A 23,580-nucleotide genomic window follows, 5' to 3' on the forward strand; every position below is an offset into this window, starting at 1 on the left:
TGGCCGTTTTGCCTTATGGCACCAGCCATGCCGTCCACCGCGATGACGAGAGCGCGCGGCTTGTCCAATAGGACAACACAAACACCACTAACGTCACTAATGGAATGGTCAGCCATGCCATATCAAACGTGCCACCCCATTCGCGAATAGGCCACAAGAAAATCGGATGAATGAGATAAATCCCCAAAGATTGACGGCTTAATGCGACGAGACGTTGCTGATGCTTTGGTGAAATACGTTCAGCCCAATGTTTGCACAGCCCAAATACCATGGCTGCGATCAGCACGGTGTTGATGATTTTATAAGAGAACCACCCCGCACTGGTGTATTTCCCCTGTAATGCACTTTGGCTCAGCGCCGTGTATTCCGTGGCGATGAGCGCGAGAAGCCCAGCAAAGAGCAGCCCTTTGATTGGAATATCATTTCGATGAAGCGCCAATCCCAACAGTAAATACCCACCATAAAGCAGTAAATCTTCCACTATCCCTAAATTCAAACCTGCTAAGCGAAACGTACAAAGCGCAATCCACACCCCAAGCAAGGTATTAAAGTAACGCGGGTCTTGGTGCTGAGCCGCAGGCCTAAGTAAGGGAATAACGACATACAGCGGCAGAAAATAGTAGAAAAAGCCGAGGTGATAATAAGTTTCTTGAGACGGAAACGTCGCTAGCCGCGCGATCGTTTCCGTCCAATTGACACCGTCTAACGAAACCGCCGCCAGCAGCCCATAAAACAAGGACCAAACAAGAAAGGGCACAAAAACCTTCATAACCCGACGACGGACAAAGTATGACGCTGAAAATGGCCGAGTGTCCGATAGCATTAATGCACCTGTAATCATGATAAATACAGGCACAGCCCATCGACTTGCGCCGTTGATCAACACCGCGGATACCCAATCAGAATCAGGAATTTGTCCTAACAAGTGACGATAGGGACCAAGGACATGGATGGCGATAACGGCGATGGCTGCTACAACGCGCAGCAGTTCAACGTAAAAGATTTTTTTCTGCATCTCTCTACTCTACCGCGAGTCTCCTTCCGTTACCTCTTTCCCCCACATAAATACTGTCATTTTTTAAGCAAATTACACTTGCCCCAATCGCTTTTTGATAAGAAACCCATGCCGTGGCATTTTTCCTGTTTTATCGACAGGTATGTCAGAAAGATAGCGACCAGATACCGAGGCCTAGCGAATAAACGTGGGCTGTGACTTCATGGCAACTTGTTGAGTAACTAAACGAGAAGCAGTGGGAAAATAGTCAAACAGTCGGCCTATGCCGGCTGTTTTCTTTTACTGTTTGCCAACTCAATGCCACAAACGCAGGGCAGAAATGTCGACACATGATATGCTAAATAAAAACCCCAACGGGATTAGACATGGTAATTGAACACCCTTTTTTATTTACTCGCGAAACTGAGCTCACAGACGCCATGGAAGCGTCTATTGGGCCATTTTGGGCATCGCGTCAGCAGGGACAGTTCATAGGTAAAGACGGACTGCGCTTGCAGTGGTGCGCTTTTACATCGCCTGAGCACACCAAAGCCATTGTTGTGGTAAACGGCCGTATTGAGTGCGCAGAAAAATACCAAGAAATTTTCTATGACCTATTCCAGCAGGGGTACGACGTTTACAGCTACGATCACCGCGGCCAAGGCATCAGCCAACGTTTGGTGACGGGCAGCGATATCGGTCATGTTGTTCAGTTCGAAGACTACGTGGACGATCTCGAGACCTTTGTTGATGATGTGGTGACACAAAAAGTCCACCAGCAACGCATGATTCTGGCGCATTCAATGGGAGGCGCAATCGCCACCTTGTATGCAGCACGTAAACCAGCGGCCATTGATGCATTGGCGCTGAGTGCGCCTATGCTGGGAATTAATCTTTCTCCATTGCTGCGTGTAACTGCAAAACCGCTATGCCGCGTACTTTCTCAGTTACAGCACCCAGCAGGGTTTGCACCAGGCCAAGTACCTTACTGGGCAAAACCTTTCAAACACAACCTGCTCACCCAATCTGAAGCGCGTTATCAGTGGTTCAGAGAGCTGTATGAAGAACATGAGACAGTGCAGGTTGGCGGCCCAAGTGCGCAGTGGATTTGGCAAAGCATGACATCTTGCGAGCATGCCGTGAGCCTTGCAAAAGACATCGACATGCCCATTTTAATGATACAAGCGGCCCGCGATGCGATCGTGTGTAACGAGAGCATGTTCCGTTTCTACCGCGACAGACAAGCGTCAGGTCAGCCGATTCAATTCCAAATTGTGCCAGAGTCACGCCACGAGCTGCTGTTTGAACGTGATGAAATCCGCGACAAAGCACTGACGTATGTGCTGACCTTCTTCGGCGCGCAACAGCCCGATCAAGAAACCGTACCTCTCGAGCAAACGGCCTAACAGTGTTGCCGCAAGCCACCGCACGATATGACGGTTATTTCGACTAAACAGGAAAAAATAACCGTCACTTTGATCCCTTTTCTTTATCTCCACCTTGGATACACTGGTTAGGTTAAGAACATCTTCTCTCCTACCGAGGTTTCCATGTACAAAATCGTTGCGTCTGATCTTGACGGCACACTGCTGACACCCGACCACAAAATCGCCCCTTATACTCGCGACGTCCTTCAACGTCTTCACAACAAAGGCGAACACTTTGTTTTTGCGACTGGTCGTCACCACATTGATGTTGCCAGCATCCGCAAGAACGTGGGCATCCCAGCCTTCATGATCACCTCAAACGGCGCACGTGTGCATGATGCTGACGATAACCTCGTATTTAGCCGTAATGTAGACCCAGAGTTGGTGGCTGAGCTGATCAAGATGGTGAAAGACGACGAAACCGTGACCATTCACATATACCGTGAAAACGACTGGTTGCTGAACCGTGTTGATGAAGAACTGGCAAAATACCATAAAGAATCAGGCTTCAGCTTTACCGAGTTCGACTCAGAAAACCCGCCATTAGAAGACGTTGCGAAGGTTTTCTTTATTCGTCACGACCATGACTACCTAACGAATTATGAAAAAACCTTCACAGAGAAATTTGGCGACCAAGTTAGCGTCGCGTTCTCAACGCCATTCTGCTTAGAAGTCATGGCAGCAGGCGTCTCGAAAGGTGAAGCATTGAAAGCCGTTGCAGAGCTGAAAGGTTTTAGCCTGGATGATTGTATTGCCTTCGGTGACGGCATGAACGACGTTGAAATGCTCAGTGCAGCGAAGAAAGGTTTGATCATGGAAACCGCCCACCCACGCGTAAAAGCAACGCTACCAGACAACGAAGTGATCGGCAGTCATGCAGATGAAGCCGTTGCACGCTACTTAGAGAAACACCTGCTGAACGTGGAATAAGGCCCGCGTAAGCGCCGCGCAATTTGACGATTGGACACGCGGTGCCATCTGCAGAGAAACATAGTGTGATTAAAAAGGCAGCCATTCCCCCGCTGCCTTTTTCTTTGCCCGCCCGTTTCTTGCATCGATAGCGACAGCCTCAGCGAAACAACTCAACGCCCTTTGCTTTCTGACATGGCGATGATTTCAAGCCACTGGCATTCAGTCAGCGGCATAATACTGAGGCGATTGCCCCGCTTCACCAATGGCATCTCTTCCAGTGCGGGGTTGGCTTTGATTCGCGCCAGCGACACATAATTAAGGTGTTGGCGGTAAGCGACATCCACCATGATCCAGCGCGGATTATCGAGCGCGCTTTTCGGGTCAAAGTAGTGGCTTTCGGGATCAAACTGGAAATGGTCGGGATATGCCTCTTTCACCACTTCCGCAATACCAACGACACCCACATCCTTGCAGGAGGAGTGGTAAATAAACGCCTTATCGCCCACTTTCATGCCATCACGCATCATGTTTCGTGCCTGATAATTGCGCACACCTTCCCAGCAAGAGACCTTTTGCTGTTTTAAGGTGTCTATAGAAAAAGTGTCAGGCTCGGTTTTTAGTAGCCAATACGCCATAATTTCCCCGTAAACGATCCATTGATTAATCGGTGACCCACGGTTTTAACCCGTAACGAAAACAAAGAGAAGAGGAATCTCCCTTGTTGACCCAATATCGACAACGTCTCCAACTGCTCGGCAGCCTTTCTATGATCAGCGTGCTGTCAGCCTGTAGCTTATCGCCTTCTGAACCTGTTGAACTGGGTAATTCCGACCAGCTCGAGCAAGCGGCACAAACGTCGCCTTCCCATATCGCCGCTTCTCCACAACGCTTTATGTTGCGCGGCAATGTCACCCTAGGCCACGAAGTCAGCGCTATCTCGCCCTGTGGCAGTAAAAACCAATATTGGCTTGAACTGGACGCTAACCTTGCGCAAAAAGGCACCATGATGACGCCAAGTCCTTATGCCAGCATCTACGGTGAAGTGATTGGTGAATTTGTTCAACCCGCCTCCGACGGCTTTGCTGCCGACTACCCCGCGGTGTTTAAAGTCAGCCAATTAAACCTGATTTCTGCTGAAATTGATGGCTGCAAGCAAGCGCGAAACAACACTGTCGCCGCCGGCAATGAGCCGTCATGGTCAGTGTCTATTGAAGGCAATACACTCCATTTCAACCCACTTGGCGGCACGCCAGCGCGCTTTGCACTGTCAGATCGATCGCTCACGCCAACCACCCGCACCTACACCGCAAATGGCGCGACCTTGACGCTCGACGCCAAGATCTGCAACGACACCATGAGCGACAGCCTGTATGGCTGGACAGCCACCTTTGATAGAAACGGAAAGACCTATAAGGGCTGCGCCACCTTGTCTGCCGATGACCCAACGCAAACGTGGGTCGGCAACTATCAAGGCGTAACACGTCTTGGCAGTACCTCGCTGAGCACCACTCTAACGTTAAATGCTGATCATTCAGCAAAAACCACCTACCAAGAAGCGGGCGAATCCCCTATCGAGGAAACGGGCGTTTGGCAGCAAGTAAATGATCGCGAAGCCCATGTGATGATGACCCGTCATCAAGGGCGTTTTTTGGTCAGCGAGCGCGTGTTTACTCGCAATGGTTTTTCATTGCACGCGGACAGCGAAGTGGTCAATGGTCGAAAATACCGCCTTGGCAAAGAAGGGTTGAGTCTCTCTCTGATGGTCGGCAACCATGCAGAAGCCAGCAATGCGCCCGCCAAAAATGGGGTTAACGGCTCGGCGACTCGAAACCCGAAGGTCGATGCGGCGTTAAAAGCCTATTTGGGTGAAGCGCTCGATAAAATAGACCCCGTGACGTACCGCTGGCTGACACAAGATCTGAACCAAGACGGACAAGATGAATTGCTCGTGATAACCGATTGGTGTGGCAGTGGCGGTTGTACCTTACTGGTGTTCGCCAACAACAAGGGCGACTGGCAGTTCAACAGTCGTATCACACTGGTGCACTTGCCGTTTCAAATGAGCAATGCCACCAGCCAAGGTTGGCATAATCTGATCATGCCTGTGGGCGGTGGTGGCGCGAAACCAGCCACCCATGTGCTCAAATTTAACGGTCAACGCTATCCTGGTAACCCTTCCATAGCGCCAGAAGTCAGCAAGCCTGACAGCGCCGATACTTACTTATTTGCTGACGGTATTTACCCTGCGCAGCAAGGCGTAACGTTACAATAAGTGCACCCGTGTGCCGCCAGAGACCCAAGGTTGATGGCGGCATGCTCATGTTAAGCATCAGCCTAACCACAGACCGAGGAACACATGGCGCCATCTTCTGATTCACCCTCAGCCCCCAACCCCTCAGGCATTCCCTCATCGGCAAAACCTGCACCATGTTCTGGCTGTGGTTTTCACTACAACTGCCTGTGTGATGCAGTGCCAAGGCTCGACAGCAAAGTGCGTATTGAGCTATTAATGCACGAAACAGAAACCGAGCGCGCCACGAACACAGGGCAATTGCTTGAAGCATGCTTGCCCTATTGTCGCCGCCATGTTTGGCAGCGAAAAGATCCGCCTATCGAATTACTCACACTGTTGGCCGATCCTGCTGCAGAGCCCGTACTGGTCTTTTTAAGCGACGATGCCGTGCCGCTCGAGCAGATCACAGCGCGACGCTGCTCTAAACCAGAAGCCAAACCTATTCATTTCATTATTCTGGATGCGACATGTCAGCAAGCGAAAAAAATGCGCAATAAGAGCCCGTGGCTGCAAGACATTCCCACCGTGGTCCTACCCTCAGGTTTAGTCACGGAATACAGCTTACGACGCAACCAGCCAGAGGGTGCGCTATGTACCTGCGAAGTCGGTATTGTTTTGATGAAGGCGATGGGTGAGCTAGAAAACGCAGAGAAAGTAGACCAATACTTTCATCACTTTATGGACACGTTCGACGCCGACAGACAACACAAATCCGTGCGGTAGTCAGTGGTCTGACGCTTGCCTTTGTGCTGGTCTGACCTTAATGTTAGAAGATGGTGTCCGCAAAAGGGAAATGCACACATGGGCGTGGTATCAATGGCAAGTATGGTTCCTGTTGAACAGCAAATTTCGGCGTTAGAAACGCAGTTTGCAACCTTGTTTGAGCACAGTAACGTCAATCCTGATGTGGCGTATGAAGATCGTATTCATGATCTCAATAAGCTACAAAAAGCACTCAAACAACACTACAAAGCACTCGTTGACGCCCTGTCTCAAGACTATGGCCACCGCAGCGACACTGACACGCTGATTGCAGATATCCTGCCGTGTTTCCAAATGCTGCGCTACACCAAGCGCAAGCTCAAGCGTTGGATGCGCCCATCATCTCGCTCAACGGGTTTGCTGCTCACCCCCGCATCCGTGAAGGTGCATTATCAGCCGCTGGGGGTTGTCGGCATTGTTGTACCGTGGAATTTCCCGGTGACACTCAGCATTATTCCGCTGATGACAGCCCTTGCCGCGGGCAACCGCGTGATGCTCAAACTCAGCGAATTCACACCCAACACCAATCTCGTACTCAAAGCCATGCTCGGCGACGCATTCCCAACAGAACAAGTGTGCGTGGTGGATGGTGAAGCGGCCGTTGCCAGTGCCTTCTGTAAACTGCCGTTCGATCACCTACTCTTTACCGGCTCAACGGAAGTGGGCAAAAAAGTGATGGAGGCAGCGTCAGCAAACCTTACGCCTGTCACCCTAGAACTCGGCGGTAAGTCGCCCGTTATCGTGGCACCCGACATCGACCCAGCCCTTGCGGCTGATCGCATGCTGTTCGGTAAAAACCTCAATGCCGGACAAATCTGCGTCGCGCCAGATTTCGTGTTTGTTCCCGAAGACTCGCTCGAGCCTTTTGTTGAAGCGCTGCGCGCAAAATGGCAGGCGGCATACCCCAAAGGCATTAACAGCAAAGACAGAACCGCCATCATTAACGATCGCCAGTTTTCTCGCCTTGAATCTTTGATTGATACCTCAAGGGAGATCAGCGCTACCGTCATCCACCTTGCTGAACCGGCCATCGATCGTGGCACGCGAAAAATGGCACTGCATCTAGTCGTTAATCCACCCGCTGACAGTGCCGTGATGCAACAAGAAATCTTCGGCCCGATTTTGCCGATCATTACTTACAAAGATGTGCACGACGTGGTCAGCACCTTGCACCGCCAGCCTCGCCCACTTGCGCTGTATGTGATGACGTTTGATAAAGATTTTCAGCAACACGTTATCAAACACACGCACTCGGGGTCACTCGCCATCAATGACACCGTGGTGCATGTCGCCGTGGACGATGCGCCCTTCGGTGGCGTTGGTGCATCGGGCATGGGTAGCTATTACGGCATTGAAGGGTTCCGCACCTTCAGCCACGCCAAAACCGTTTTCACGCGCGGGAAAATCAATCCTGGCAAACTGCTCACCCCACCTTACGGCAAATGGTGGCAAACACTGATGTTGAAGCTATTTTTACGCTAATCAGACACGAAAAAGGCGCATATTGCGCCTTTTTGCTCACTCTTTTCAGGCATCCCCAAAGAGCGCTTACTTCACACCATGCCCCACAGCGGCAGACCACACTTGATACCACTGCTCTCTTGTCAGCCGGATATCGCGCGCGTTAACCAAAGGACGAATGTTCTCAATCTTGCCAGAGCCGGTAATGATTTGCGGCTGACTTGGCAGGGTTAGCACCCAAACATAAATAAGCTCAGCCAACGAAGAGACACCAACCTCTTCCATTAAACCATTCAGACTCTCCGTCAGCCTTTGGGTCACGGCATCCGTCTTATCAAACAAGCGTCCGCCGCCCAAGCAAGACCAAATCATAGGACGAATGCGGTGCTGATAGCATTGGTCGAGCAGGCCATTGTCCAGCGCGCTGGTTTCAAACGGCGAAAACTCAATTTGGTTCGTGACGAGCGGTACATCCAAAGTACTTTGTAGCAAAGAAAACTGCGCGGTATTGAAGTTCGACACCCCGAACTGCTTCACTTTCCCCTGCGCTTTTAGTGCATTGAAAGCGTCGTTCACGGCATCAACATCCATCAAATAATCAGGACGATGCAGCAGCAAGGTATCAACGTAATCGGTGCCGAGCGCCTTCAAGGAATGATCGACTGACGCAAGGATGGTCGCTTTGCTTGAGTCGTAGTGATTCACGGAGGTTGCATCGAGCGGGTTGTCACCCACGCCGCGAATGCCACACTTGGTGATGATATTGATGTTGTCTCGAAGGTTTGGAGAGAGTGACAACGCTTGCCCAAATGCCGCTTCACTGCGATACACATAGGCATGGTCAAAGTCTTTCACACCGATCTCGATGAGCTGCTCAATAAATTGATTTAACGCTTGGGTAGAATATCCCCATGCATTCGTTCGCCAAAAACCCGCGATAATCGATGCGTTCTCATCTGTCGTGTTTGCACTCATTGAACCGTTCCCTAAACTTGCATAAGTCTCGAGAGATTAACGGTTTCCTGAACATCCGCAACAAAAGCAAAGCATTGCGTGCGTTACATCCCTCATAAACGCAAAAAGCCATGACAAGTCATGGCTTTAGAACATCGAGCATTAATGATGCAAATCTTGAAGAGATCGCATTAAACGTGTTGACCCGCGACCCAACCAGAGCTCCACGCCCATTGGAAATTGTAGCCCCCTAGCCAGCCCGATACGTCCATCACTTCACCGACAAAATACAGGCCAGCAATATTTTTGACCTCCATGGTTTTCGATGATAGCTCGTCAGTGTCTACGCCGCCCAACGTCACTTCCGCGGTGCGGTAGCCTTCTGTGCCATTCGGCGCGATGTTCCAAGCATGGAAGTAGTCTGACAGCGATTGAATGTCTTTCGGGTTGAGCTGTTTAAGTGGTTTGTCTTCAATATCTCCACGCGTAATCAAGGCTTCAATCAAACGCTTTGGCAGCAGGCGAGACAAACTGTTCTTCAAGCTTTGTGCCGGGTGTTTGTCACGCATGGCGTTGAGCGTGTCAGCCAAGTCCAGATCAGGTAACAGGTTTACGGCGACTTTTTCGCCTGGGTTCCAATATGAGCTGATTTGCAATACCACAGGGCCAGACAAGCCTCTGTGAGTGAAAAGCAGGTTTTCTTTGAAGGTGACACCACTGTCAGAGGTGATCACCACAGGAATCGCGATACCGGATAAATCAGAGAACGCTGCTTTGTCTTTATCATGCAACGTGAAAGGCACCAGACCAGCGGTGGTTGGAATGCGTTTCAGGCCAAACTGCTCTGCGATGTGGTAACCAAATGGGGTCGCACCCAGCTTAGGCATCGACAAGCCACCTGTCGCCACCACCAGCGATTGGCAGGTAATCGTGTCGGTATCTAACTTCAAGGTGAAGCCATCTTCTGTTTTTTCGATGTCATGAACATCACAGCGGTAGCGTTGCTCTACATTCGGTAAATCGCACTCTTTTAGCAGCATTTCGACGATGTCTTTTGCTGAATCGATGCAAAATAGCTGACCATGCTCGCGCTCTTCCCATGCGATACCGTGTTCGTTCACCATGGAGAAAAAATCCCATTGGCTGTATTGCGCCAATGCAGATTTTGCGAAGTGCGGATTGCGACAAACAAAGTTGGCCGAGGTGACATCATAGTTGGTGAAATTGCAGCGACCGCCCCCTGAGATCAGGATTTTGCGTCCTGGCTTTTTGCCGTTATCGACCACCAATACCGAGCGACCACGCTTTCCAGCCTGCGCAGCACACATAAGGCCCGCAGCACCTGCACCAATGATCACGACATCAACTTGCTTCATTTTTACGCTCTTCGCTTTGCATACCAAAGGTGGGGAATGTCACCGCTTGCTGCTTATAAATAGGGCGGCATTGTAGCCGCCCTGTTCGCATTGAGCCAGACCCAGATAAGCACCTTATGAATGACTTGGTCTTGCCTACCTCTGGTCTACCCCTAGCCTAGTCCGTGCCTAGTCTTGGTTTGGCGTCGCATTTAATTGCTCGGGCAATGGAATGTTTGCCTCTGCCATGTCGCCATTATCAAAACTCACGGTTCGGGTTGGGAAAGCGAAATCTGCGCCATGTCCATGAACAATCTCGACAATCTTGAGCATCACGTCTTGTTTCACTTCGTGGTATTTCGCCCAGTTGACGGTTTTGGTGAAGGTATAAATAAAGAAATTCAGTGATGAGCCAGCAAAGGCATCGAAGTTCACCATCATGGTGGCACGCTGTTCAATGTCCGGATGGGCTTCGAGCATTTTCTTCACGTCAGCAACCACCACCGCCATTTTGTCTGCGTCTTTGTAGCGTAGGCCAAACGTTTCATTGATGCGGCGATGCTGCATACGAGACGGATTCTGTACCACGATGCTGCTGAATACGGAGTTCGGTACATAGATAGGGCGGCTTTCAAAGGAGCGGAGCATGGTCATGCGCATACCAATGCGTTCCACCGTGCCTTCAATGTTTCTGTCCGGCGAACTGATCCAATCACCGACACTAAAAGGGCGATCGAAGTAAATCATCAAGCCGCCGAAGAAGTTCGACAGGAGATCTTTTGCTGCCAAACCGACGATTAAGCCACCCACACCACCAAAGGTCAGTAATCCTGTCAGGCTAATGCCAAACTCCTGCAGGGCCGTCAGCACGCCGACAACGGCGAGCAATAAGCGGAAAATGTGCCCCATAGCAGACACTGTGGTTTGGTCACGGGTTTCGGACGTCATCAGGTAGGCTTCAACCTTGTTGACCAAGCGCAGCAAGATCCATAGCACCACGCCAAATAGCATGACGCGACGTGATATCGCAAACCAATCTGTGCTGGCCTTGCTGGTGACTTCCAGCAGGCTATCGATGGCATAACTCGATGGCCACAACCAAATCAGCACACTGATCGGGACACTCACCGATTCCAACACAATGGTGTCCCACTGTGTTTTGGTGGTTTTCGATACCGACACCAATTTGCCAAATACCACTTTCCAGACCAACCAAGAAAACGCAGCTGCCGCAAGCAGCAGCGCAATGTGCTCTAGCCAATTCCAGTTGAGGCCTTCGGAACTTGTTCGCCACCATGCTAAAAAGCGATCCACAGAAATCTCCATTACATCAGATAGGTATATCTAGGTTACTTAGATATTGTCTTAGCGTGGGAGGGTATCAAAAAAAACGCTAACCTCGGTCAGCGTTTTTTTAAGACATGCGTGAAGTAACCGTTATAAACCAGCAAACGCCACAAAAAAGAGTGAAACAACCAAAGCGAGTACAAGGGCGGTCGAAAGGATAAACAGGTGTCGGACTTTATTGCACTTGGCAATAAACGCATCATCGTGATGGTGGAGGTATTCTTGACTTCGAATGTAATGATAAAGCCGCTTCTGCCGGCTAATGTCGCCTTGAGAAGAAAAGAAGTTATTGTTGCCGCGGTGCATTTGTTGGTAAAGCAGCGGATTGGCTTCGCGCATCATGCTGAGCAGCGCGCGCAGTGAACTGAAATAGCGCAGAATGTTTGCCAGTGTCACGAAAAAAATCGCAATAATTAATGCGTCTCCGCTCATGGTGTCATCTCCCATCATAAAACTTCGGAGGGAGCCCATGGCGAAGACGCTAGCAATCAGGTCTTAAGCCGCTGGGCTATCCATCACAGAAGTGGACTCTTGTTTGGCCATTTCAGCCAAATCTTTATCAATGAAGAACAGGGCTTTTCCGTCTTCCCCTACGAGTTCAATCTTGTCCAAGATCCCTTTGAAGAGTTTCTCTTCTTCATGTTGCTCTGCGACATACCACTGCAGGAAATTGAATGTTGAGTAATCCTGCGATGTGAATGCCACATGCGCCAAATGATTAATCCTTTGTGTGATCAGTTGTTCGTGTTGGTAAGTTTCACGGAACACTTCACCTAACGACTCAAACTGATGGCGCGGCGCTTCAATCGTGCCCAAAATCGGCAGTGCACCCGTCTCGCTTACGTACGTAAATAGACGTTGCATATGCTCCATTTCTTCTACGGCATGCTTACGCAAAAACTGCGCTGCTCCTTCGAAACCTTTGTCTTCACACCAGGCGCTCATTTGTAAGTATAGATTTGATGAAAAAAACTCCAAATTAATCTGTGCATTGAGCTGGTCGATCATCGGTTTTGCTAACATGCTATGGTTCCCTGTTTTCAATCTAAGATACCCAAACAACCTGAAGATGCTCGATGTTAGAAGTCTTGAATGTTCTCAATTCTTCGAGGCAAATTCTTGTAGTGATGATCATTCTCCCTGCCTGATGGTCACTTTTCAACCCCATTAATGTTGGAGACGTATAAACTTCAACTATGCGCTTCAGCAGTGAGATCTACACGACAGTCTTGCCGCCGAGACAGTGCTAATTTCTGATCAGGTTTCAATGTTTTCCCACCCCAACAGGGGCTGATTTTAGGAGTGAGGCCATGGGCTATAAACACATTCTGGTTGCCGTCGATCTCTCTGCTGACAGTGAAGTGTTAGTGCAAAAAGGCGCGGCATTGGCTGCACCGCTCGGGGCAAAGCTGTCCTTGATCCATATCGACGTGAACTACGCGCAGCTCTACACCGGCCTGATTGATATCAACATGGTTGACGTGCGCCATCGCATGGCGGAAGAAGCACAAGCACAGCTCAATGTGCTAGCAAAACAATCGGGTATTCCTGTCACCCACACGTTTGTGGGCAGTGGCGATTTGGCGGATGAAATCACCGAATCGATTTCCAACTTCGGCATCGATTTGGTGATTTGCGGGCACCATCAAGATTTCTGGAGCACCTTGATTTCCTCCGCTAAACAGCTCATTAATCGTACCCCTGTTGATATGCTCATGGTGCCGCTGCCAAGTTAAGTCTTCACCAAGGCGCGGTTAGCGCCTTCTTCGTTGCTCATCCGTCCAGACTGACGTTACCGACACGTTGCCGTTATTTACAGTACAATAACGGCAACTTTCACGGACATGAGCACATTATGGGATACCTTTCGTTCATCACCCTTCTTTGGGCATTTTCTTTTAGTTTGATTGGCGTTTACCTCGCCGGACAGGTCGATGGCTACTTTTCAGTGGTCAGTCGCGTTGCGCTCGCCGCCTTGGTTTTTCTCCCTTTCTTGCGCTTACAGGGCATTCCAAAACCTTTGATGCTTAAACTGATGGTGATTGGTGCAATTCAACTGGGCTTGATGTACTGCTTCTACTACCAATCTTTCCTCTATCTCTCTGTGCCTGAGGTGCTGCTGTTCACCGTATTCACGCCAGTGTATGTCACGCTGACTTACGACATCATGCATCGCCGTTTTTCACCGTGGTACTTGATGACCGCCCTACTGGCAGTGCTCGGCGCAGTCGTGATTAAGTTTGCCTCGGTGAACCCGAACTTTATGCTAGGTTTTTTGGTCGTTCAGGGCGCAAACCTCTGCTTTGCAATCGGTCAGGTGAGCTACAAAGTCGTGATGGAGAGATCGCAGGTCGATGTGCCGCAACACACGATTTTTGGCCTGTTTTATCTCGGCGCACTCTGCATCGCGGTGCCGGCCTTTTTGCTGCTCGGTAATACAGAAAAATTGCCGACACACACACACCAGTGGTTGATTTTGGCTTACCTCGGCACGGTGGCTTCAGGGTTGGGGTATTTCCTTTGGAACAAAGGCGCAACCATGGTAAACGCCGGGGCGCTGGCGGTGATGAACAATGTGCTCGTGCCAGCCGGCATTGTGGTGAACGTGTTGATTTGGAACCGCGACGCGGATTTGGTCACCTTGGCTATCGGCGGTGCAGTGATTTTACTTTCACTGTGGATCAATGAAACCTGGGTGAAGAAAAAGATCATGGCAACTTCTGCCACGTAACGCGCACAAGCCACCCATGATGTAGATATAAAAAAAACACCGCCAACGGGCGGTGTTTTCATGTCAACGAGATATTCGAATCAAAGAAACGCAAACGCATCGGCAAACAAATGGTCACGTTCAGCGCCGCGTTCATTACAGAACATCTCACGCGCTGCACCTGCCATTTCAAAGCGCCCTGCAATGTATACATCGTAGGCTGACAATGACACGAAATCCGTCATTACGGCTTCCAACACATTGCCGACCTTGCCGTTCCACCCTTCCGGCACGTTTTCAACGACGGGAATGTAGTTCAGTTGGCTGTTTTTCAGTGCCAGTGCTTCCATCTCATCATTCGAGTAAAGCTGGCTAAGGTCGCGGCCCCCCCAATAAAGGAAAATGGGCTGCGAGAAGTTTTGGCTCAGGCAGTGGTCAACCATGCTACGCACATAAGAAAAGCCAGTACCGCCCGCGATCAAGATCAGCGGACGCTGACGTTCTTCACGCAACCATGCGTCGCCATGCGGCGCTTCAATCAAGAAAGAATCATCACCCTTCTCTAGCGTTGCTTTCGCTGCGGTTACCACGTCGAGCGCGTAGGCATTCTCTTCTGCCGCACCGATGTGCAATTCAAGCTCATGGCCGTTTTGACGGCATGGGCTGCTCGCAATCGAGAACGGGCGCTTGTCTTTTTCACCAAGCACTGCCAACAGGTATTGTCCGGCTTTGTAGCTCACCGGCGCTGCTGGCTTTAATAAAATTCGATAAGTGTTATTGGTCAGTGACGACACTGACGTAACTTCACATTTAATAGTCATCGCTTTCCTCAAAACTAACCACCAGATCACTGCATGGTATGGCTTGGCAGGCAAATATCCAGCCTTGTTGTTTCTCTTGCTCAGTGAGCATTGGCTCGAGGTGATAGTTCACTTCACCTTTTTGCAAACGGCATAAGCACGTTGCACAAGCACCGATCTGACAACGGTTAGGAAATGGCACACCAGCGTCGAGCGCACCTTGTAATAGTGTCTTATTTGCAGGCACCTCAAATTGGGTGCCAGCGGGCATCAGGTGTACCACAAACATGCCTTAAATTCCCAACTTACCCCAGATTTCATCGACCTTTGCGACGATTTCCGGATCTTTTGAAATGGGTGTCCCCCACTCTCGTGTGGATTCTCCCGGCCATTTATTGGTGGCATCTAATCCCATTTTAGACCCGACATTGCCAGACAGTGACGAATTATCAAGGACGTCATCAGGCATATTGTCGACCATCAGGGTATCACGGGATGGATCCATTCGGGTGGTAATCGCCCAAATCACATCGTTCCAATCGCGAATATCGACATCATCCTGATCGAATACCATCACGAAATTGATGTCTGCAACCTGTTCAAATTCAGACCAAATCCCTTTCATGATACGTGGCCCATCACCGAGCGCCGATTTATTGATGGTCACCAACGCCATACGGTTCGCCGCCGCTTCGGTTGGTAAGTGAAAATCAACAATTTCAGGGTACGCCACTTTCAGTGCGCGAATACTCGCAGCAACGCGCTCCGAGTCGGGTTCAACATCAGAAACTGGCGCGGAATTGGCCAACTCAGCGTCCCATTTGATGGTGGCATCTATCCCCATTTTGGAGCCAAGCCCCACCACCGGAGAAGCAAAATCGAGGGAATCGATGGGCGTATTCTCAATCATCACGGTATCGCGCTTCGGATCCATGCGGGTCGTCATTGCATGAATGACACTGCCCCAATCTCGGGTGTTCACGTCTTCATCCACCACAATCACGTACTTGGTGTACATAAACTGGCGAAGGAAAGACCACACACCCATCATCACGCGCTTGGCATGACCAGGGTATTGCTTCTTCATGCTCACCACCGCCATGCGGTATGAACACCCTTCAGGCGGCAAATAGAAATCCACAATCTCGGGGAATTGCTTTTGAAGAATCGGCACGAACACTTCATTTAGCGCCACGCCCAATACCGCAGGCTCATCCGGCGGACGCCCTGTGTAAGTGCTGTGGTAGATCGGTTGATCACGCATGGTGATGTGCGTGATGGTGAACACATGATGGCTTTCCACTTCGTTGTAGTAGCCCGTGTGATCGCCATAAGGACCTTCGTCAGCATATTCAGATGGGTCAATGTACCCTTCCATCACGATTTCTGCGCTTGCTGGCACGTCTAGTGTGTTGCTGATGCTTTTCACCACTTCGGTCTTACTGCCGCGCAGCAAGCCCGCAAAGGCGTATTCAGACAAGGTATCAGGCACTGGCGTAACCGCACCGAGAATGGTCGCAGGGTCAGCACCAAACGCAACAGAGACAGGGAAAGGTTCGCCCGGGTGGGTTTCCATCCAATCGCGTAAATCTAACGCACCGCCGCGGTGAGCCAGCCACCGCATGATGACTTTGTTCTTGGCGATCTTTTGTTGGCGATAAATACCGAGGTTCTGGCGCTTCTTGTTTGGCCCTTTAGTGACGGTCAAACCCCATGTGAGTAGCGGGGCAACATCGCCCGGCCAGCAACTCATCACTGGGATTTTATCAAGGTCAACGTCGTCGCCCGTCCAAACAATGTCCTGACACGCCGCTTTACGCAGCTTTTTGGCAGGCATGTTCAGTACTTGTCGAAACACGGGGAGTTTGTCGATCGCGTCTTTAAAGCCTTTCGGTGGCTCAGGCTCTTTCAAGTAAGCCAGTAACTTGCCCACTTCTCTAAGCTCTTTCACTTCGTCCCGTCCCATGCCCATTGCAACGCGCTTTGGCGTGCCAAACAGGTTCGCAAGAACAGGTATGTCATAACCAATAGGGTTTTCGAACAACAATGCAGGGCCGCCAGCACGCAGCACGCGATCGGCAATTTCCGTCATTTCTTGATCAGGGCTTACGGGTTGTGCAATGCGTTTTAATTCACCGACTGATTCCAAATAGTCGATGAACTTACGTAAATCGGTAAATTTCATAACTTTCTCGGGCGAGGTGTTGTGGGTTGATTATAACGAGATGAACACAGTCTATCCGTGTCCAATATACTGAAATTCTGCCGTTTTGGATTACCCTGCGACGAGGTCGAGGCCTTTTTCGATATTTCGATGCGTAACCCCCGTCGTGCTCTCCAACAAGTCTTCCAGCCATTGCGCATGACCTTTCTTCGCAATCATTTCAGCAATGCCTTTCCCTCGTTGCCTGTCACTCAGTTGCTTGAGTAAAAATGCTTTTACATCATCAGGTAACGGGCGCAACCCTGCCAACTGACGGGTCGCAATATTGCGCAGCAACGGGTTTACACTCGCCGCAATCATTTGAGAGATTTTATCTTCTGTCACTGGCGGCATATTCAACAATTGCAGCTGTTTCAAACTATCGCTGTCGGTGCGGCGACGCCATAACAGGTTATACAGGGCTGGATCGCCGGTTTTATAAGCCAATGCACCCAGAACTGCATTGTCTGGGGCCCACACCATGTTTTTGTCAGCAAGGTACAGCGTGACCAGCTTTTCCACGTTTATCGACGTCATCTGAGAAATCATGCCGACTAACGCATCACGGCGCAGTGGATAATCAGACGAGGTAAAAGAAAGCCATGTCGACAGAGAAAGCTCGTTGTATCCCAGCAGGCGGCGCACTTCATCTTGAAGCAGCTTCACTTTCCAATGATTGAGTACCCAGCGGGCCTCTCCTGCAAAATTGAAGGCCGGTATCGTGACCCAATAGCCATCGCCTTGGCTTTTTACTAAGTATTGAGGCTGTTGGTGGCTGAGCTTAACGAGAAATTTTTCGCGCTCTGGGGTCATATTTTCGAAGTTACCAGCACGTCTGACGAGCACTGTCAGTGCTTCTTCTTGAGTTAGTAGTGGGAGTGTTTTGAGGTAAACGGTGAGTTTATCAAACTCATTGGCATCGAAGATTTGAATGGCACGCATCACCGACGTGACAGATTTTGGGCTAGCCATGGAATCAGAGACTTCACAAGCAGATACCGTGATCGCATGCACCGATTCCGTTTCAAAATCGGAGATTTTACAAGAAGACATTGGGATCGCTTGGACAGCACTTGAGAGCAAGCACATCACGAAAATGAACCGTTTTACTATCGAATCTTTCATCCCAGAATCCTGAATCAACACATCCCAATGTGCTGAGTATCTCGTTGCTTCGCTCAATTCTGAGGATGAATCTCACGTTTGGCAACTGATTAGGTTGTTAGCAAATATGTTTAAGATACAAAAAAGCACCGCTAGGCGGTGCTTTTTCTCTCAAAACAAAACGTCGTTATGATTTCTGACGACGCATTGCTTCAAAGAACTCTTCGTTGGTTTTGGTCATCGCCAGCTTATCCAGAAGGAATTCCATGCCATCGATTTCGCCCATAGGGTGAACAATCTTACGCAGGATCCACATCTTCTGTAGCTCGTCAGACTTCGTTAGAAGCTCTTCGCGACGGGTACCAGAACGCGTGAAGTCAATCGCAGGGAAGACACGCTTCTCGGCAATCTTACGAGACAGGTGCAGTTCCATGTTACCTGTACCTTTAAATTCTTCGTAGATAACTTCATCCATTTTCGAGCCTGTATCAACCAACGCTGTTGCGATGATGGTCAAGCTACCGCCTTCTTCAACGTTACGTGCAGCACCGAAGAAACGCTTAGGACGATGCAATGCGTTCGCATCCACACCACCAGTCAGTACTTTGCCTGAGCTTGGTACCACGGTGTTGTAAGCACGCGCCAGACGTGTAATCGAATCCAGAAGGATAACGACGTCTTTTTTGTGCTCAACAAGGCGTTTTGCTTTTTCGATAACCATTTCCGCAACTTGTACGTGGCGGCTTGCTGGTTCATCAAAGGTAGAGGCGATTACTTCACCTTTAACAAGGCGCTGCATCTCGGTTACTTCTTCTGGACGTTCGTCGATAAGAAGTACCATCAGCTCACACTCAGGGTGGTTGTAAGCAATGCTCTGCGCGATGTTTTGCAGCAACATGGTTTTACCGGCTTTCGGCGGTGCAACGATCAGACCACGTTGACCCTTACCGATTGGCGATGCCAAATCCAGCACACGGGCTGTGATGTCTTCGGTAGAACCGTTACCACGCTCCATCACCATACGCTCGTTAGCGTGCAGTGGTGTCAGGTTTTCAAACAGGATCTTGTTGCGGGCATTGTCAGGTTTGTCATGGTTAACTTCGTTCACTTTCAACAGTGCGAAGTAACGCTCGCCATCTTTAGGCGGACGGATTTTACCTGAAATGGTATCACCGGTACGTAGGTTGAAACGGCGAATTTGACTTGGCGATACATAAATATCGTCAGGACCCGCAAGGTAAGAGCTGTCTGCGCTACGCAGGAAGCCAAAACCGTCCTGAAGAATTTCCAGCACGCCGTTTCCAAAAATATCTTCGCCACCTTTCGCATGTTGCTTCAAAATCGCAAAGATAATGTCTTGTTTACGGAGGCGGGCGAGATTCTCAAGGCCCATAGTCTTTTCGCCTAAGGCGACCAGCTCAGATACGGCCTGATTCTTCAGTTCGGTAAGATTCATAGTGGTAGGTGTCTTGTCAGTCAAAGTTGAGGTCTGATTTAATTAGAGTGTATATGATCACGGGTGTGAACGAGAAATGAACAGATGAACAATTTACGTGCAATAAACTAGCACCAGAATAGTGAACTGTCTAGCAGATGGAAGAATTAAGCCGTGTCCAGGGTGGTACACGGCTTCTATGTCACATTACAGGTTTGCGTCTAGGAACTCTTTCAATTGAGTTTTAGACAGAGCGCCAACCTTAGTTGCTGCAACACCGCCGTCTTTAAACAGCAGTAAAGTCGGGATACCACGGATACCGAATTTAGGTGGTGTACCCGCATTCTGATCGATATTCAGTTTACCGATAGTGACTTTCCCTTCGTATTCTTCTGAGATTTCATCAAGAATCGGGGCGATCATTTTACAAGGACCACACCATTCAGCCCAAAAATCTACTAGTACAGGGCCAGCTGCTTTAATAACGTCAGCGTCGAAACTGTCGTCAGTCAACTGCAAAATCTTGTCGCTCATCTTCCACTCCAATGATTGCTTTTTGTCACTGGCGATATACCAACCAGTAAATCATCACACTATTTGAATGTATTCACTATCGTATTGCAAGCCTAAGCTGATATTCTATGCGGATGAAAATGACGCATCTCACAGAGCAGAAATTTGCCGACTTCGGTCTACACGCCGATGTTATCAAAGGTTTGGAAGAAAAAGGGTTTCATAATTGTACCCCTATTCAAGCCTTGGCATTGCCGGTCCTGCTCACCGGCCAAGACATTGCAGGACAGGCCCAAACGGGTACAGGTAAGACACTGGCGTTCCTGACTGCTACTTTCCATCACTTGCTAACGACTGAGGCACCCGCTGATCGTAAGAAGAATTGCCCACGCGCCATCATCATGGCACCGACGCGTGAACTTGCTATTCAGATCTACAACGATGCTGCCCCTCTGCTAGCCTCAACCTCGCTAACCGCAGGCCTTGCCTACGGCGGCGAAGCGTACGACAAACAAAAAGAAGTGCTGGAAAACGGCGTTGATATTCTTATCGGCACCTGTGGTCGTATCATCGACTTCTACAAACAGCGCGTTTTTGACCTAAGTGCCATCCAAGCTGTTGTGCTTGATGAAGCTGATCGCATGTTCGATCTTGGCTTCATTAAAGACATTCGCTTCTTGTTCCGTCGCATGCCTGCACCTGCAGATCGTCTGAACATGCTGTTCTCTGCAACGCTGTCTTACCGCGTTCAAGAGCTGGCGTTTGAACACATGACAAACCCAGAGCACGTTGAAGTGGAACCTGACCAAAAGACAGGTCATCGCATCAAAGAAGAACTGTTCTACCCGTCGAACAACGACAAAATGCGTCTGCTTCAAACCCTCATCGAAGAAGAGTGGCCAGAGCGTGCGATCATTTTCGCAAACACCAAACACCGCTGTGAAGACATCTGGGGCCACTTGGCAGCCGATGACCTTCGCGCTGGTCTGTTGACGGGTGATGTTCCTCAGAAAAAACGCGTCAAAATTCTGGAAGAGTTCACCAAAGGCAACGTTGATATTCTTGTGGCAACCGATGTTGCGGCCCGTGGCCTACACATTCCTCAAGTAACACACGTCTTCAACTTTGACCTTCCTGACGACTGTGAAGATTACGTGCACCGTATCGGCCGTACTGGTCGCGCTGGCGCAAGTGGCTCGTCAATCAGCTTTGCGTGTGAAGAGTACGCGATCAACTTGCCTGCGATCGAAGAATACATCGACCACGCAATCCCTGTTTCCGAGTACGATGAAAGCGCATTGATGACCGAGCTACCTGCACCCATTAAAGTGCATCGCCCACGTCAAGTGAACGGCCGTCGTAACACCAATGGCAAATCTGGCTCACAGCCACGCAGCCGTGGTCGTCGTCGCCCGCAACAGGCCAATAAAGCGTAATTCGCTCAGGGGTAACACAGCATGGAAAACGCGCGTTCGCCCCTGTACGCTGCTATCGACCTGGGCTCCAACAGTTTCCATATGTTGGTGGTTCGAGAAGTTGAAGGCAGCGTGCAAACGCTGGCAAAAATAAAACGCAAAGTCCGCCTCGCGGCAGGGTTAGATAGCCAACGTCACCTCAGTGATGAAGCCATGCAACGCGGCTGGGATTGCTTATCCTTGTTTGCCGAACGTCTGCAGGACATCGACACCAACAATATCCGCATCGTCGCAACTGCCGCCCTTCGCAGCGCAAAAAACGCTGACATCTTCATAGCCAACGCCAATCGCATTCTTGGTCACCCTATTACGGTCATCAAAGGTGAAGAGGAAGCGCGCACCATTTATCACGGTGTCGCACATACCTCTGGCGGCAAAGGAAAACGTCTGGTTGTCGATATCGGCGGTGCAAGTACTGAACTGATCATTGGCGAAGGCTTTGATGCCGCCGCCCTCACTAGCCTTGATATGGGTTGTGTAACCTGGCTAGAACAGCACTTCAAAGACCGTTCGCTCACAGAAACGAGCTTTAAAAGCGCGATTGAAGGGGCGAAGCAAGTGCTTCAACCGATCGTTGCGCGTTATCGTGAATTGGGATGGGACATCTGTGTTGGCGCAAGTGGCACCGTTCAAGCTTTGCAAGAAATCATGATTGCACAAGGCATGGATGAAGTAATCACCCTCGCCAAACTGCACAGATTGCGTCAGCAAGCCATTGGCTGCCACCAACTTGAAGAGCTGGATATTGATGGCCTCACACTTGAACGTGCTTTGGTCTTCCCGAGTGGTTTGTCGATCCTTATCGCCATTTTTGAAGCGCTAGAGATTGAGTCCATGACACTGGCTGGCGGCGCACTGCGCGAAGGCTTGGTCTACGGCATGATGAAAAGCATGCGCAAGAAAGATATTCGAAAGCGTACGATTGAGAGCATACAGTCGCGTTACCAACTCGACACCATGCACGCTCAACACGTTGCTGATACCGCCGAAAATCTGCTCACACAATGTGGGGAAGAATGGGTATCAGAACCTATCGCCAAAGACATGCTGATCACCGCCGCCCAGCTACATGAACTCGGCATGAGCATCGGCTTTAAGCAAGACGGCGAGCACGCAGCGTACCTCATCAAGCATTTGGATTTGCCCGGTTTCACCCGCGCACAAAAACAATTGCTGGCTGAAATGCTGCGTCATTATCGCGAACAACTGCATGGCGTAAGTGCTCAAAACGCGCTTTCCACCATCAGTGCAAATCGCTTGCTTCGACTCCTTCGCTTGGCCGTTATTCTCTGCCATCGTCGTGACCAATCAGCGATTCCAGACGTTACGCTGACCGCGTCTGCAAAGGTATTAGCCCTTTCTCTGCCAGCCAATTGGCTAACAGAAAACCCGTTAATGTCGGCAGAGCTTGCATTAGAAGCCCAGCGACAATGCGATCACAACTGGCCGCTCACTGTGTCTTAATTGATTGATTCACAAAATGCGCAGACAAAAAAGCCCGCCAAATGGCGTAATGCCGATCAGTTAAGCAAAAAATGATCGGTTGAACGATCCTGAGAGGCTGGCAAAATCCGAGTGTATTTCTACACTCGGATTTTTTTATGTTCTTAAGACAAGCCCTCGACCGAATACACCAATTTTCTGCTGACCAACTTAATGGCCTATCAGATCTCCTGTGCCCCGCTCTCATTAATCAATGCCTTGAAGACACAGGCGTCACGACGATTCGAAAGCGTAGGCTCCCCATGGAACTGATGGTGTGGAGCGTCGTGGGAATGTCACTTTATCGGCACCTATCGATGAGTAAGGTGGTCTCTCAGCTCGATATATTACTT

Annotated in this window: 23 protein-coding genes; 10 read left to right on the forward strand and 13 right to left on the reverse strand. The window is 49.9% G+C overall.

Translation table 11 applies throughout. The features are described 5' to 3' along the window. Window positions 1-13: 13 nt before the first annotated feature. On the reverse strand, window positions 14-1,015 hold the full coding sequence (locus BM082_RS18505) for an acyltransferase (protein ID WP_074928109.1): 1,002 nt from the start codon (window positions 1,013-1,015) through the stop codon (window positions 14-16). A 365-nt stretch (window positions 1,016-1,380) separates the two neighbouring features. Here BM082_RS18505 and BM082_RS18510 point away from each other — a divergent pair, with 365 nt between their 5' ends. Together BM082_RS18510 and BM082_RS18515 are read left to right on the forward strand one after the other, a co-directional pair. Further along, window positions 1,381-2,400, forward strand: a complete 1,020-nt coding sequence (locus BM082_RS18510) for an alpha/beta fold hydrolase (RefSeq protein ID WP_074928111.1) — start codon at window positions 1,381-1,383, stop codon at window positions 2,398-2,400. A 144-nt stretch (window positions 2,401-2,544) separates the two neighbouring features. Continuing rightward, complete coding sequence (locus BM082_RS18515) at window positions 2,545-3,351, forward strand: Cof-type HAD-IIB family hydrolase (protein ID WP_017009469.1); 807 nt, start codon at window positions 2,545-2,547, stop codon at window positions 3,349-3,351. A 152-nt stretch (window positions 3,352-3,503) separates the two neighbouring features. On the opposite strand, the gene BM082_RS18520 is transcribed toward BM082_RS18515, so the two are convergent. After that, window positions 3,504-3,968 (reverse strand): EVE domain-containing protein, encoded by a 465-nt coding sequence (locus tag BM082_RS18520; RefSeq protein ID WP_017016789.1) that lies wholly within the window; start codon window positions 3,966-3,968, stop codon window positions 3,504-3,506. Between the two features lie 83 nt (window positions 3,969-4,051). On the opposite strand from BM082_RS18520, the gene BM082_RS18525 reads away from it, so the two are divergent. From BM082_RS18525 to BM082_RS18535, 3 genes are all read left to right on the forward strand, one after another. Beyond that, a complete protein-coding gene (locus tag BM082_RS18525) occupies window positions 4,052-5,605 on the forward strand; it encodes a COG3650 family protein (RefSeq protein ID WP_074928113.1) in 1,554 nt (517 codons plus the stop codon). Window positions 5,606-5,689: 84 nt separating this feature from the next. Next, on the forward strand, window positions 5,690-6,349 hold the full coding sequence (locus BM082_RS18530) for a tRNA-uridine aminocarboxypropyltransferase (RefSeq protein ID WP_074928115.1): 660 nt from the start codon (window positions 5,690-5,692) through the stop codon (window positions 6,347-6,349). A gap of 78 nt (window positions 6,350-6,427) precedes the next feature. Further along, window positions 6,428-7,870, forward strand: coding sequence for a coniferyl aldehyde dehydrogenase (locus tag BM082_RS18535; RefSeq protein ID WP_017009465.1), 1,443 nt, complete (start codon window positions 6,428-6,430; stop codon window positions 7,868-7,870). Window positions 7,871-7,936: 66 nt separating this feature from the next. Here BM082_RS18535 and BM082_RS18540 read toward each other — a convergent pair whose 3' ends face one another. The 5 genes from BM082_RS18540 to ftnA all read right to left on the reverse strand — a co-directional run bounded on the left by BM082_RS18540 (window position 7,937) and on the right by ftnA (window position 12,528). After that, window positions 7,937-8,824 carry an aldo/keto reductase gene (locus BM082_RS18540; protein ID WP_074928117.1) on the reverse strand — a complete coding sequence of 296 codons (888 nt, stop codon included), beginning with the start codon at window positions 8,822-8,824 and terminating at the stop codon, window positions 7,937-7,939. Between the two features lie 170 nt (window positions 8,825-8,994). After that, complete coding sequence (locus BM082_RS18545; RefSeq protein ID WP_017013084.1) at window positions 8,995-10,179, reverse strand: BaiN/RdsA family NAD(P)/FAD-dependent oxidoreductase; 1,185 nt, start codon at window positions 10,177-10,179, stop codon at window positions 8,995-8,997. 168 nt (window positions 10,180-10,347) lie between these two features. Next, complete coding sequence (locus tag BM082_RS18550) at window positions 10,348-11,472, reverse strand: mechanosensitive ion channel family protein (protein WP_017013083.1); 1,125 nt, start codon at window positions 11,470-11,472, stop codon at window positions 10,348-10,350. Window positions 11,473-11,595: 123 nt separating this feature from the next. Next, complete coding sequence (gene uspB, locus BM082_RS18555) at window positions 11,596-11,937, reverse strand: universal stress protein UspB (RefSeq protein WP_017009461.1); 342 nt, start codon at window positions 11,935-11,937, stop codon at window positions 11,596-11,598. 63 nt (window positions 11,938-12,000) lie between these two features. Next, entirely contained in the window at window positions 12,001-12,528 is a 528-nt protein-coding gene (gene ftnA / locus BM082_RS18560; RefSeq protein WP_017009460.1) for a non-heme ferritin, read from the reverse strand. Window positions 12,529-12,815: 287 nt separating this feature from the next. Between ftnA and BM082_RS18565 the strand changes: the two genes are divergently transcribed. Continuing rightward, window positions 12,816-13,241 carry a universal stress protein gene (locus tag BM082_RS18565; RefSeq protein WP_074928119.1) on the forward strand — a complete coding sequence of 142 codons (426 nt, stop codon included), beginning with the start codon at window positions 12,816-12,818 and terminating at the stop codon, window positions 13,239-13,241. 119 nt (window positions 13,242-13,360) lie between these two features. Continuing rightward, on the forward strand, window positions 13,361-14,236 hold the full coding sequence (locus BM082_RS18570) for a carboxylate/amino acid/amine transporter (protein WP_074928121.1): 876 nt from the start codon (window positions 13,361-13,363) through the stop codon (window positions 14,234-14,236). A gap of 80 nt (window positions 14,237-14,316) precedes the next feature. On the opposite strand, the gene fre is transcribed toward BM082_RS18570, so the two are convergent. From fre to trxA, 6 genes are all read right to left on the reverse strand, one after another. Next, the gene (gene fre, locus BM082_RS18575; protein WP_017009457.1) at window positions 14,317-15,036 is read right to left on the reverse strand and encodes an NAD(P)H-flavin reductase; all 720 of its coding nucleotides are present in this window, start codon (window positions 15,034-15,036) and stop codon (window positions 14,317-14,319) included. Continuing rightward, window positions 15,026-15,304 carry a 2Fe-2S iron-sulfur cluster-binding protein gene (locus BM082_RS18580; protein WP_017009456.1) on the reverse strand — a complete coding sequence of 93 codons (279 nt, stop codon included), beginning with the start codon at window positions 15,302-15,304 and terminating at the stop codon, window positions 15,026-15,028. The genes fre and BM082_RS18580 overlap by 11 nt, the downstream gene beginning before the upstream one ends. Before the next feature lie 3 nt (window positions 15,305-15,307). Next, window positions 15,308-17,200 carry a 4-hydroxy-3-polyprenylbenzoate decarboxylase gene (gene ubiD / locus BM082_RS18585; protein WP_017013081.1) on the reverse strand — a complete coding sequence of 631 codons (1,893 nt, stop codon included), beginning with the start codon at window positions 17,198-17,200 and terminating at the stop codon, window positions 15,308-15,310. Between the two features lie 90 nt (window positions 17,201-17,290). Next, window positions 17,291-18,343, reverse strand: a complete 1,053-nt coding sequence (locus BM082_RS18590; protein ID WP_241814598.1) for a hypothetical protein — start codon at window positions 18,341-18,343, stop codon at window positions 17,291-17,293. A gap of 166 nt (window positions 18,344-18,509) precedes the next feature. Then, complete coding sequence (gene rho / locus BM082_RS18600; protein ID WP_017009452.1) at window positions 18,510-19,778, reverse strand: transcription termination factor Rho; 1,269 nt, start codon at window positions 19,776-19,778, stop codon at window positions 18,510-18,512. 186 nt (window positions 19,779-19,964) lie between these two features. Continuing rightward, window positions 19,965-20,291 (reverse strand): thioredoxin TrxA, encoded by a 327-nt coding sequence (gene trxA / locus BM082_RS18605; RefSeq protein ID WP_017009451.1) that lies wholly within the window; start codon window positions 20,289-20,291, stop codon window positions 19,965-19,967. 113 nt (window positions 20,292-20,404) lie between these two features. On the opposite strand from trxA, the gene rhlB reads away from it, so the two are divergent. The 3 genes from rhlB to BM082_RS18620 all read left to right on the forward strand — a co-directional run. Then, window positions 20,405-21,706 (forward strand): ATP-dependent RNA helicase RhlB, encoded by a 1,302-nt coding sequence (rhlB, locus tag BM082_RS18610; RefSeq protein WP_026024530.1) that lies wholly within the window; start codon window positions 20,405-20,407, stop codon window positions 21,704-21,706. A 21-nt stretch (window positions 21,707-21,727) separates the two neighbouring features. Beyond that, complete coding sequence (gene gppA / locus BM082_RS18615; RefSeq protein ID WP_074928123.1) at window positions 21,728-23,209, forward strand: guanosine-5'-triphosphate,3'-diphosphate diphosphatase; 1,482 nt, start codon at window positions 21,728-21,730, stop codon at window positions 23,207-23,209. Window positions 23,210-23,346: 137 nt separating this feature from the next. Further along, the coding region (locus BM082_RS18620) for a transposase domain-containing protein (protein WP_208862538.1) at window positions 23,347-23,580 on the forward strand (234 nt) is incomplete at its 3' end.

The sequence above is a fragment of the Enterovibrio norvegicus DSM 15893 genome (assembly GCF_900115495.1).
Lineage (GTDB): Bacteria > Pseudomonadota > Gammaproteobacteria > Enterobacterales > Vibrionaceae > Enterovibrio > Enterovibrio norvegicus.